Source organism: Mesorhizobium sp. M5C.F.Ca.ET.164.01.1.1 (assembly GCF_004792125.1).
Classification (GTDB): domain Bacteria; phylum Pseudomonadota; class Alphaproteobacteria; order Rhizobiales; family Rhizobiaceae; genus Mesorhizobium; species Mesorhizobium wenxiniae.
This window is the reverse complement of the sequence record NZ_SRTG01000001.1, coordinates 1,924,645-1,935,786: the sequence shown is the minus strand read 5'-3', so window position 1 is coordinate 1,935,786 and position 11,142 is coordinate 1,924,645. Positions and strand designations below refer to the sequence as shown.

Below are 11,142 nucleotides of genomic sequence, written 5' to 3'. Positions count from 1 at the left end.
GCTCACGCGGCTCTCTTGAATTTCGCAGAGGGCAGATCTAGAAGCGAACCGCTTCGTCGCCAGCGGCGCACCGCCCTCGTTGGAGAGGCGTATATGGGAAGCATCGGTTTCGTGTCAAGCACCTTTTGGTGAAACCTGCTAATACCATTGCCGGCTTGGCATCGTGCTGCGTTCTCCGGATGTTGGCTGCCGGGATGGGTTACGACAGCAATTCTCGTTTCCGGGTTAATCCGTAGCCCCATGCCGCCGGCGGAAGAGGAGGGATTCGAACCCCCGATGCGGGTGTCCCCGCATAACGACTTAGCAAGCCGCCGCCTTCAGCCGCTCGGCCACTCTTCCATTTGTCAGCTCCACTCTTCCTTTTGCCAGCCGTTGATCAGCTGTGGATAATTTGGAGGCGCCAGCCGGACTCGAACCGGCATACACGGAGTTGCAATCCGCTGGATAGCCGTTCTCCCACGGCGCCTTGACGCCTCACCTCTGAGAGACGCCACATCTTGCATTGCCCACGTCTTGCATTGCCCAGGTCTTCCATTGCTTAGACGGATATTGCTTCCACCCGGCGGCTGCCCGCCGCGTGCTCTACCGAATGAGCCATATCGACTGATCTGGTGCGGCCGGCCGGAATTGAACCGGCACGCCACGGAGGCGCCGCATTTTGAGTGCGGTGCGTCTACCAATTTCCACCACGGCCGCAACCTGGTGCCCAGGGATGTAGCGAACCAGCCATCGATACGAAGCTTCAATGATTGGTGGAGGGAGTAGGATTCGAACCTACGAACTCAAAGAGGGCAGTTTTACAGACTGCTGCCATTAACCGCTCGGCCACCCCTCCGAACCATCCGGAGTCAGAACCTAGGCTCGGGCTACGGCGAACCTTGATCTCCGAACTGAAATCAGGCGTCCTGCCTTTGGACGAGCCTCGAAAAAATGGCAAAAACTGGCGGACAGGCAGGATTCGAACCTGCGCCGTCTACCCACTTTCCAGGCGGGCGCCTCGGCCGCTAGGCACCTGCCCGCTGGCGGAGGGGGAGGGATTTGAACCCCCGAGGTCCTTGCAGGCCTACCCGCTTTCGAGGCGGGCGCATTCAACCGTGCTCTGCCACCCCTCCATATTGGTGCAGCCCGATTTTGGTGCGGACGGCGAGATTCGAACTCGCAACGGGAATACCCGGCCGGGTTTAGGCCGGCTGCGTCTACCGATTCCGCCACGTCCGCCCGCCACGTCCGCAAGTGCTTTTCCAGCTTCGCGCCGCGTTCGCAAAGATCGCGAATCGGGATGGTCAGAGTGGCAGGATTCGAACCTGCGGCCCCCTCGTCCCAAACTAGGTGCGCTACCAGGCTGCGCTACACTCCGGCTCTCCGAGCCCATAGGCCGAGCCGTACGCGTCTGCCGGTTCTCGCCACGAGATGCTTGAGACCAGATCCCCTGTAAGCCGGGTTCTGTCGAGGGCTGCCATTCCTCTTGGACGCCTGTCGCCAGGCGCCTCCTTGCCCGCCACCAAAGCCCTCCCCGACACAGGTCACAGGGCACTTCTTGCAGTTGCTTTCCCCCACCCTGTCGCCCGTTTCACCCGTCCCACTGGGACGGCTCGTCTCAGACGCCGTGGCTCGCCTCGCGGCGGGCAGGCATTACCTGCTGGGGTGTGTCGGCGAAGCCCGGACTTTCCTCGCTCCACGACATTCGTCGCTTAGTGCGCGGCAGCCCGGGATCTGGTCTCTTCTGGTGGACCGGCTGGACCGCCATGATCCCAACGTTCTCACCAACAAAATTTGAGCCGCACAGGGCCAGAGTTAACTATCCCCATGCGGCGGACCGTCTCCGGTCCTGCCAGTTTATATGGGAACAAAACGGGAAAGTTCAAGCATCACGCGCCCATGTCCGGTCTGCCAAGGGGCATTCACCGCAAACGGGACCGAGCCCGAGCGTTCCGGCGGATCTGCATGGCGGCGCGGCCAACGGCTGGAACCATTCGGCCAGGCTGTTAGTTCCATCAGCGAAGAACGGGACCGCCGAGCGAGCGTCGCAGCGCGACAGGCCTGAGGTCCTCAACAAATCTTCCAGGCCAATATCGCTCCACGTCCGCTGGTGCCGTTCTGGGCACGAACAGGGAGATTCACCATGAAAGTTGCTGAGATAATGACCCCCAACGTCCATCTCGCCAGTCCTGGCGAGTCGCTGCAGAAAATCGCGAAACGAATGGCGGTTGATGATGTCGGATTTCTGCCCGTCGGAGAAAACGACCGACTCGTCGGAACAATCACCGACCGTGACATCGTCGTACGTGCCGTCGCCGAAGGCAAGGACGGCAACGCGACAGTCCGCGACGTGATGACCAAGGATGTCAAATACTGCTTCGAGGATGAAGATATCGAGCACGTCGTCCAGAACATGGGTGATATCCAGGTCAGGCGGTTGCCTGTCCTAAACCGGGACAAGCGCCTGGTAGGTGTGGTCTCGCTCGCGGACGCGGCGCTGAAGGAAGATCCGGCAACCGTCGGAATCGCGATGTCCGGCGTGGTCGTACCCGGCGGCGCACACGCGACGTAAGCGCTCTGCCCGGCAAGCGAGATCGGACTGAGTTCAGCGGCCCACAATAGCATCGGACCCAAATTGGGTACCGGTGTGGGGGACATCCGATGCTCAAGCAAAAAGAGGAGCGGCGGCACGAGTCGGCTTGAAATGGCCTCGAGTGTTGTCGCGTCTCAAGGAGCCCGAAGCGACAGCTCGACCGAGCCCTAGCCACACCTTCCCGGCCATATGCCGGGAGCGCGATGACGCCCCCGGGCTGCACGAAGGTCAAAGCATTCATGGACTTTCTCATTCCGCGGCTCGATCTGAAGAGGATCGATAGCAAGGGAGCCCGACCTGAAGCCGACGCTGCGCACCAAGCGCTCCTCCGCCGCAATGATTGTTTCAAACTCGCCCGCTACCCAATTGGCCGCAGCCGCTTGGTCCGGTTTTGACCCAAGCACCCTTATCAACCTTACGCCGATTTAATGTGCAAGCGAGCGGGAGAATTGCCATAAAGCTTTGATATATTGACGAGTCATCCTGCGGGTCGGAGTGCGCCGTCGCGTCTACTTCACCTTGGCAACCGTAGGCGGTATATTTGCCAACCGGAGCGCCGATGGCCACCTGGAAACAGATCGTTTTTGCACTTGTGATCCTCGTCGCGGCTGCGGCCGCCTGGGTTCGCTTTTTTCCAGGCGCGCCGGAGGTGCTGGCGCGCTGGGGCATCGACTGGGCTTATGCCGCAACGCCACCAACCGGCGCCGTCGATAACGCCGGGCAAGCAGGCAGCAGCAACGCCGCCGGTCAGCGGGTGACTATCGTCGCATTGCCGGCAGCCGCCGCCATTATCAACGATCGCCTGCAGGCGATCGGCACCGGCCGCGCCAACGCCTCGGTGACGGTCAATCCCTACAGTTCCGGCCGCCTCGTCGAATTCCTGGTCGAGTCCGGCGCCCATGTTGAGAAGGGGCAGGTGATCGCCACCCTCGATTCCGACACCGAGGTGATCGCACAGGACCGCGCCAAAGTTGCTTTGCAGGACGCGCAGGCCAAGCTCGACCGGGTCAAATCGCTGCGGGCTTCCAACGCTGCGACAGCGGTCGCCGTTGCCGATGCCGAAGTGGTGCTGGCCAATGCCAAGCTGGCGCTTCGCGATGCGGAACTGGCCTTGCAGCGCCGCTCGATCGTCGCGCCGATCGCCGGTGTCGTCGGCATCCTGCCGATATCAGCCGGCAACTATGTGACCAGCCAGTCGGCGGTCGCCACCCTCGACGACCGCTCCAGCATACTGGTCGAATTCTGGGTGCCGGAGCGCTTCGCCGCCGCCGTCAAGATCGGCGCGCAATTGTCGGCGACGCCGATCGCCAATCCCAACAAAGCCTATACCGGTACGGTTTCCGCTATCGACAATCACATCGATGAAGCCAGCCGTACCCTCCTGGTCAAGGCAAAGATCGCCAATCCGGCCGATTCGCTGCGTGCCGGCATGTCCTTCCAGATCTCCATGAAATTCCCCGGCGACAGCTATCCGGCGGTCAGTCCGCTGGCGATCCAGTGGGGCTCGGACGGTGCCTATATCTGGGCCATCGTGGACGGCAAGGCCAAGCGGGTTGCCGTGCGCATCATCCAGCGCAACACCGAGACCGTGCTGATCGACGCCCCAATCGTCAGCGGCGACATGGTGGTGACCGAAGGCACCCAGAGCGTCAGCGAAGGCAGCGAGGTCCGCATCGCCGGCGAAGAACAGCGCGCCGCGGACGCCGACGGCTGATGACCGCAACCAACAACGCCGCCAGCGATACAGGCTTCACCGCGCTGTTCATCCGCAGGCCGGTGATGGCCTTGGTCTTGAACACCCTGATCGCGGTCGCCGGCCTTGCTGCATTCTACGGTGTCGAGGTCCGCGAACTGCCGGATGTCGATCGCGCCGTCGTCACCGTTAACACGACCTTCGAAGGCGCTGCGGCCGAGACCGTCGACCGCGAATTGACCGACGTGATTGAGGGCGTGGTCGCCCGCGTCTCCGGTGTGAAGTCGATCTCGTCCACCTCGTCCTTCGGCACGAGCCGCGTCACCATCGAATTCAACGACGGCGTCGACCTCGACGTCGCCGCCTCCGATGTGCGCGATGGCGTTGGCCGCGTCGTCGACCAGATGCCTGACACGGCGGATGCGCCGCGCATCGTCAAGGCCGACGCCAATTCCGAGCCGGTTATGCGGCTGGCTCTCACTTCCGACACCATGTCGGTGCAGGACATGACGGTGCTGGTCCAGGACCAGATCGAGGACGAGCTTGCCGCCGTGCCCGGCGTTGCCGACGTCCAGGTCTTTGGCGCCCGCGACAAGATCTTCCGCATCGATGTCGACCAGAACAGACTTGCCAGCCTGGGCTTCACCGTCGCCGACCTGAGGACAGCGCTGGCTTCGGTCGCTTTCGATTCGCCGGCCGGCTCGATCACCACGACCAACCAGGACCTGATCGTGCGTCCGACGGCGGACGTGACCACGCCGGAGGAGTTCGAAAACATCATCATCGGCGGCACGACCCGAATCCGCGACGTCGCCACCGTCACGCTCGGCCCCGATATCGGCCAGACCACGTTGCGTTCGAACGGCAAGACCGGCATCGGTCTCGGCATCATCCGCCAGGCGGAATCGAACACGCTGGATATTTCGACCGGCGTCAGGGCCGCGGTCGCCGCGCTGCAGGCGGATTTGCCTCAGGGCATGTCGATCAAGGTCACCAGCGACGATGCGGTCTTCGTCAACGGCGCGGTGCATGAGGTTGAGATCGCACTCGGCCTGTCCGTCTCCATCGTGCTGATCGTCATCTACGTCTTTCTCCTCGACTGGCGCGCGACGCTCATTCCGGGGCTTGCGATGCCGGTCGCCATGATCGGGACGATCGCCGCCATCTATCTCGCCGGCTTCTCGGTCAACATATTGACGCTGCTCGCCCTGGTGCTGGCGACGGGCCTGGTCGTCGACGACGCCATCGTCGTTCTGGAAAACATCGTGCGACGACGCAACGAAGGCATGGGGCCACGCGCCGCAGCCGTGCTTGGTGCCCAGGAAGTGTTCTTCGCCGTCATCGCCACGACGTTGACGCTGGTCGCAGTCTTCGTGCCGATTTCCTTCCTGCCCGGCCAGACCGGCGGCCTGTTCCGCGAATTCGGCTTCGTTCTCGCCATATCGGTGCTTCTGTCCGCCGTCGTGGCGCTGACGCTTTGTCCGATGCTTGCCTCACGCATGCTATCGGCCGCGCCGCTTCACCACGAAGGCGGCAGCGGCATCGGCGCCCGCATCGGCGGTGCGCTGAACACGCTCTACCGGCGCTGCCTGCGCACCTGCCTCGACGCGCCGTGGATCGTACTGCTGGTCGCGCTGCTGTTTGCAGCCACCGCCTTCACGCTGTTCGGCACGATTCGCCAGGAACTGACGCCGACCGAGGATCGCGCCGTCGTGCTCATGCGCGTCGACGCGCCGCAAGGCGTCAGCCTCGATTACACGACCGAGCAGATGCAGAAGATCGAAAAACTGATCCAGCCGCTGCGCGATTCCGGCGAAATCCGCAATACGTTCGAGAGCGCCGGCCGGAACGGCGCCTACAATGCCGGCTTCATGGTGATGACGCTGGCGCCGTGGGACGAGCGCGACCGCAGCCAGCAGCAGATCATGGCCGACATCAGACGGCTCACCGGGCAGGTGCCGAGCGTGCGCGTCTTTCCGATTCAGCCCAACAGCCTCGGCATTCGCGGCGCCGGCAACGGCCTGCAGTTCGCGCTGGTTGGCAACAATCGCGCGGCGCTCAGCGACGCTGCGGTGAAGATCATCGCCGAGATGCGGAAGGACGCCCGCTTCCAGTCGCCCCGGCTCTCCGTCGACCCGACGCAACCCCAGCTTTCGGTGGCCATCGACCGCGAGCGCGCTTCCGACCTCGGCATCGACATCACCGGGCTTGCCGATACTTTCCAGGCCATGCTCGACGGCAATGATGTCGTCGACGTCTACATCGCCGACCGCAGCTACGGGGTGAAGCTCGTCTCGACGACCAACCCAATCAACGATCCGACCGACCTGGAGAACATCTTCCTGAAGACGGCCGACGGCCGCTTCGTGCCGATGTCGACCATTGCCACGCTGGCCGAGCGCGCCGTGCCGCCCTCGCTGACCCGCGAGCAGCAGCAGCCGTCGGTGGCGATCACCTCCAATCTCAGCGGCGATTTCGCGCTCGGCCAGGCGCTCACCCGCGCCGAGGCAATCGCCACGCCGCTCCTGCCGCCGGGCAGCCGCATCGTCCCCTTGGCCGAGGCCGCGACGCTGGGCGAGACCAACAGCGCCATGATCACCATCTTCGGCTTCTCGCTGGTCATCATCCTGTTGGTGCTCGCCGCCCAGTTCGAGAGCTTCGTCAGCGCGGTCATCATCATGGCGACTGTGCCGCTTGGTCTTGCCTGCGCGATCTTTGCCCTTTTGCTCAGCGGCACCAGCCTCAACGCCTACAGCCAGATCGGCCTGGTGCTGCTGGTCGGCGTCATGGCCAAGAACGGCATCCTGATCGTCGAGTTCGCCAATCAACTGCGCGACCGCGGGCTCGGCGTCCGCGAGGCGATCGAGCAGGCCTCGACCATCCGGCTGCGGCCGGTAATGATGACGATGATCTGCACCGTGCTCGGCGGCGTGCCGCTGGTGCTGGCGAGCGGCGCCGGCGCCGAGGCGCGCATCGCGCTCGGCTGGGTGATCGTCGGCGGGCTCGGTCTGGCCACCGTCTCGACGCTATTCCTGACCCCGGTCGCCTATCTCCTGCTCGGCCGCTTCGTGACGCCGAAGGTGGAAGAGGCATCGCGGCTGAAGCGCGAGCTCGAGGAAGCCGCCTACACTAATGTCGAGCCGGCTGAGTAGGGTCAGGCCGCTCTCAGCATCGCGGCGGGAAGGTGTTCTCGAGCATCCAGCACTTCCGTCCCGACGATGTGGCCTTCAGCATCATATTCGAGGACTATGCCTGCAGAAACTTCCTCGCTTTCCTGGATCGCCTCCGAGGAGAAACGGATGTAGGCAGCATCAGCTTTCGGGTCATATTCGAGTTTGAGCGTCATTTCGGCCTTCTCGCCCGCGATCGAAATAGACAGACAGTATACGGATTTCCTCAGGCGTAGAAACCTCAGCGCACACCGGCAGGACAATCGTTTCAGCTTTAGACCAGTGGCCGCTCGTTCCGAGCGTTTGCGCTGCCCCTCACCTGCCTGCCGGCATCCTCTCCCCGTATAGTGGCGGGGAGAGGGTGCTCTCATTGATGGTTTCGCCAATCACCAGCGTTACGGGAAGGGCCGGCGTGGAGGCCAGCCCCCCTTCTCCCCGTCACTATAAAGGAGAAGTGCCCGGCAGGGCGATGAGGGGCGGCGCCGACTTCAACAACTGGTGGCCATTCGATGCCGCCAGTTGTCTGAATCGATTTGCCTCAACCCGGCACTTTACCTGCGGCAGGGATGATCGTACTTCGGTTAGCCTTGTCAACGCGAGCCTTTTGCTGGGCGAGGCAAGGGCGCGCGGAGGAATTGCGATGAGCTATCTGGATGAGCTGTTTTCAGTCGCCGGCAAGACCGCGCTGGTGACCGGCGCTGCGACCGGCATCGGCCGCATGGCGGCGACCGCGCTGGTCCAGGGCGGCGCCAGCGTGATGATCGCCTCGCGCAAGGGCGAGGATTGCATCAGGGTCGCCGGCGAATTGAATGGCCTCGGCGCCTCCGGCCGGGCGGAAGGCTTTGCCGGCGACGTTTCTAGCGAGGCCGGCATCGCGGCTCTCGTTGCCGAAGTCAAGGCACGGACCGAACGGCTGAATGTCCTGGTCAACAATGCCGGCGTTTCCTGGGGCGCGCCGCTGGAAAGCTTCCCCTACCATGCCTGGGCCAAGGTGTTCGGTGTCAACGTCACTGCCGTCTTCCATCTGACGCGCGAGCTCCTGCCGCTGCTCGACGCCGCCGCCAGCGATGCCGATCCGGCCCGGGTGATAAATCTGGGTTCGGTGATGGGTACGCAGCCGCTGGCGGACGACGCCTATTCATACTCTGCCTCGAAAGCCGCGGTTCACCACCTGACACGCACCTTGGCGATCGAGTTCGCCGCCCGCCACATCACCGTCAACGCTTTCGCACCCGGCCCCTTCCAGAGCCGGATGACCGCCTTTGCCACCGCGACGGAGGACCAGGCCAAGCATGTCGGCGGCCATGTTCCGATCGGCCGTATCGGCGCGCCGGATGACATTGCCGGCGCAACGCTCTATTTGTGCAGCCGAGCCGGCAGCTATGTCACCGGCGCCATCCTGCCGATCGATGGCGGGCAGTCGGTGCAGCATGGGCTGACACTGTTCAAGGAATGAAGCCGCTCGCGTTCCGGACGGTTGAAATGGAGGACATCAGCGTGGAACCGATCAGTCTCGATGTGCTTCTGGCAAGTGTCGGCAAGGAAGTCGGCGTGTCGCCGTGGCGGGTGGTCTCGCAGCGCATGATCGACCAGTTCGCCGATGCCACCGACGACCACCAGTTCATCCATTGCGATCCGGAGCGCGCCAAGCGCGAGACGCCGTTCGGCGGCACCATCGCGCATGGTTTCCTGTCGCTTTCGCTTTTATCGGCGATGACGTTCGAGACCATGCCGCCGCTCGAAAACAGCAAGATGGGCGTCAATCATGGCTTCGATTCGCTGCGCTTCCTGGCGCCGGTGAAGACCGGCGCGCGCATCCGCACCCGTTTCGTGCTGGCCGACGTCAAGGTCAGGCCGTCGGGCTGGGTGCAGACGGCGCATGATGTGACCATCGAGATCGAGGGTTCGAAAAAACCGGCGTTGACCGCGCGCTGGCTGACGCTGACATTGATCGAGCGCCAGCCAGAAGCGGCCTGAACGGCTCAACGAGCCTCGGCGGAGATGATCTTCATGTGCCGGCCGACCTAGAGCGGTTCATCGTTTCACGGAAACGCCGAACCGCTCTATCTCTTTGTTTTTGCGCAATTCCGGACGGAAACCGTTCACACTTTTTCTGGAATTGCTCTTGGGGGTATCGTCAATCGGAGCGCTGCGACGCCGATTTTGCCAATGCTTGATTTGACGGCGCCTTGTCCGTTTCCGTACAGCGTATATAAATTAGCCAGCCACTAACAGCCGCTAACAGAAGGCAGGCGAAAATTGCCGCTCAGCGTCCAGACACGCCGCGAGAAGCAAAGGGCCGAACTGCGCTCCGAACTTGTCGATGCAGCGCACAAGCTCGTGCAGGAGGAAGGCTATGAAGGCCTCACCATCCGCAAGCTGGCCAAGCGCGTCGGCTATGCGCCAATGTCGGTCTATTCCTATTTCGCCGACAAGCAGGACATCTTGTTCGCGCTGGCCGAAGATGCGTTCGAGACCCTGGCAAAGCGTATCGAGGATCACCCGGCCGACGATCCGATCGAGGCGCTGCAAGTGGTGATGACCGAATACGCGGCCTTCGGCCTTGGCAACCCAAACGAGTATCGCACGATATTCATGACCGAAAAGGTCAAGCCCCCGGAAGGCAGGACCTTCGCCGAAATGCAAGAGGGCAACCCGTTGATGAAAGTGCTGGTCAATAGGGTCGAGGCCTGCGTTGCCGCCGGCAGGCTGAAGGGCGACCCGCGCGCCATTGCCACCATGCTGTGGGCGGTTGGCCATGGCACGATCTCGCTGCTGATTACCTTTCCTTTCTATCCATTCGGCGACCAGCAGGCGTTCGTGAAACGGATGTGCGACTTCACGCTTGCCGCGCTGGCGACACAGGACGTGCCGCCGCTGACCGAGACGCCAGTCAACTGCTGAAGGGTTCCTTCGGTTTCAGATAGCTGAAGATTTTGTAAGGCACGCGTGAACGGCACCGCGTGTTCAACTCGTCGCGTGCTGGCGCGGCGCGATTACTAACATCCATATAAACTTTTTCGTACATGTACGACTTCTGACTTGGAGCCCGCGACTGTCGGGCGTATATGTACGCTATATCGTACATGTACGGCAAAGATTCAGCAGTTGAACCGGAGACAGACAATGAAAAAGACGATCTTCGCCCTCGTGGCCGTCCTGGCATTCTCAAGCGCTGCCTTGGCCGGCCAAAGCCAGCCCGGCAAGCCGGCCGCAGCCTGCGCCGACACCAACGTCAAGCTCGATTGCGGCGCGACCGGATCGGTCGAAGAGACAGGCCCGGCGACCCACAAGGGCTCGACTGAAAACAAGGATCCGCGGCTCGGCATCGACATCGATCCGTGGATCGTGCCCAGCACGTTCTGAGGTTCGAAAACAAATGGGTGGTAGGAAATCCTGACCGCCCACTTTCGTGGCCATTTCAGCCAGACTCCGCCGGACGGAAGTTATTTCCTGCGCTTCTTCATTCCGGCCACGATCTTGGCCTTGCCGGGCCTTGCGGGAGCGCCGGAAATCGAGGTCCCGGTGATCGACACCGGATCGCTGGCCGGAAACGTATCCTCGAGGCCTTCCTCGAGCTCCTCTTCAATATTTGAGCCTTCATGCGGCTCGTGTTCGAGAGAGCGAACGGCCGACGTCTTCTGGACTGGTGGATTTGGCGCTGATTTCGACGGCATCGACACCTCCCTCGACTTGCTCCGGCTCCG

Annotated in this window: 9 protein-coding genes, 8 tRNA genes and 1 other RNA gene; 7 read left to right on the top strand and 11 right to left on the bottom strand. The window is 62.6% G+C overall.

Features of this window, described 5'->3' with window-relative positions:
• Positions 1-250: 250 nt before the first annotated feature.
• From EN807_RS09625 to rnpB, 9 genes are all read right to left on the bottom strand, one after another.
• Positions 251-339: transfer RNA gene (locus EN807_RS09625), tRNA-Ser, on the bottom strand.
• Positions 340-392: 53 nt separating this feature from the next.
• A tRNA-Cys gene (locus EN807_RS09620) sits at positions 393-466 on the bottom strand.
• Positions 467-609: 143 nt separating this feature from the next.
• A tRNA-Leu gene (locus EN807_RS09615) sits at positions 610-696 on the bottom strand.
• A gap of 54 nt (positions 697-750) precedes the next feature.
• Positions 751-835, bottom strand: a tRNA-Tyr gene (locus EN807_RS09610).
• A gap of 106 nt (positions 836-941) precedes the next feature.
• Positions 942-1,018: transfer RNA gene (locus EN807_RS09605), tRNA-Ser, on the bottom strand.
• Positions 1,019-1,020: 2 nt separating this feature from the next.
• Positions 1,021-1,112: transfer RNA gene (locus EN807_RS09600), tRNA-Ser, on the bottom strand.
• Between the two features lie 20 nt (positions 1,113-1,132).
• A tRNA-Leu gene (locus EN807_RS09595) sits at positions 1,133-1,218 on the bottom strand.
• A gap of 62 nt (positions 1,219-1,280) precedes the next feature.
• Positions 1,281-1,357: transfer RNA gene (locus EN807_RS09590), tRNA-Pro, on the bottom strand.
• 59 nt (positions 1,358-1,416) lie between these two features.
• Positions 1,417-1,717: RNase P RNA component class A (gene rnpB / locus EN807_RS09585), an RNA gene on the bottom strand.
• 405 nt (positions 1,718-2,122) lie between these two features.
• Between rnpB and EN807_RS09580 the strand changes: the two genes are divergently transcribed.
• The 3 genes from EN807_RS09580 (at position 2,123) to EN807_RS09570 (ending at position 7,417) form a co-directional block, all read left to right on the top strand.
• Positions 2,123-2,551 (top strand): CBS domain-containing protein, encoded by a 429-nt coding sequence (locus EN807_RS09580; RefSeq protein WP_029348055.1) that lies wholly within the window; start codon positions 2,123-2,125, stop codon positions 2,549-2,551.
• Positions 2,552-3,131: 580 nt separating this feature from the next.
• Positions 3,132-4,286 (top strand): efflux RND transporter periplasmic adaptor subunit, encoded by a 1,155-nt coding sequence (locus EN807_RS09575; RefSeq protein WP_135934748.1) that lies wholly within the window; start codon positions 3,132-3,134, stop codon positions 4,284-4,286.
• Positions 4,286-7,417, top strand: a complete 3,132-nt coding sequence (locus EN807_RS09570; protein ID WP_135934747.1) for an efflux RND transporter permease subunit — start codon at positions 4,286-4,288, stop codon at positions 7,415-7,417. Before EN807_RS09575 ends, EN807_RS09570 begins: the two co-directional genes overlap by 1 nt.
• A 2-nt stretch (positions 7,418-7,419) precedes the next feature.
• Here EN807_RS09570 and EN807_RS09565 read toward each other — a convergent pair whose 3' ends face one another.
• The gene (locus EN807_RS09565; RefSeq protein WP_135934746.1) at positions 7,420-7,611 is read right to left on the bottom strand and encodes a DUF2283 domain-containing protein; all 192 of its coding nucleotides are present in this window, start codon (positions 7,609-7,611) and stop codon (positions 7,420-7,422) included.
• A 464-nt stretch (positions 7,612-8,075) separates the two neighbouring features.
• Between EN807_RS09565 and EN807_RS09560 the strand changes: the two genes are divergently transcribed.
• The 4 genes from EN807_RS09560 (at position 8,076) to EN807_RS09545 (ending at position 10,801) form a co-directional block, all read left to right on the top strand.
• Positions 8,076-8,891, top strand: a complete 816-nt coding sequence (locus tag EN807_RS09560; RefSeq protein WP_135934745.1) for an SDR family oxidoreductase — start codon at positions 8,076-8,078, stop codon at positions 8,889-8,891.
• Between the two features lie 26 nt (positions 8,892-8,917).
• Positions 8,918-9,412 (top strand): MaoC family dehydratase, encoded by a 495-nt coding sequence (locus EN807_RS09555; protein ID WP_029348059.1) that lies wholly within the window; start codon positions 8,918-8,920, stop codon positions 9,410-9,412.
• A 282-nt stretch (positions 9,413-9,694) separates the two neighbouring features.
• Positions 9,695-10,339 (top strand): TetR/AcrR family transcriptional regulator, encoded by a 645-nt coding sequence (locus EN807_RS09550; RefSeq protein ID WP_135934744.1) that lies wholly within the window; start codon positions 9,695-9,697, stop codon positions 10,337-10,339.
• A 222-nt stretch (positions 10,340-10,561) separates the two neighbouring features.
• On the top strand, positions 10,562-10,801 hold the full coding sequence (locus tag EN807_RS09545) for a DUF680 domain-containing protein (RefSeq protein WP_127318117.1): 240 nt from the start codon (positions 10,562-10,564) through the stop codon (positions 10,799-10,801).
• An 80-nt stretch (positions 10,802-10,881) separates the two neighbouring features.
• Here EN807_RS09545 and EN807_RS09540 read toward each other — a convergent pair whose 3' ends face one another.
• Positions 10,882-11,112, bottom strand: a complete 231-nt coding sequence (locus EN807_RS09540; protein WP_065011085.1) for a hypothetical protein — start codon at positions 11,110-11,112, stop codon at positions 10,882-10,884.
• Between the last annotated feature and the right edge of the window lie 30 nt (positions 11,113-11,142).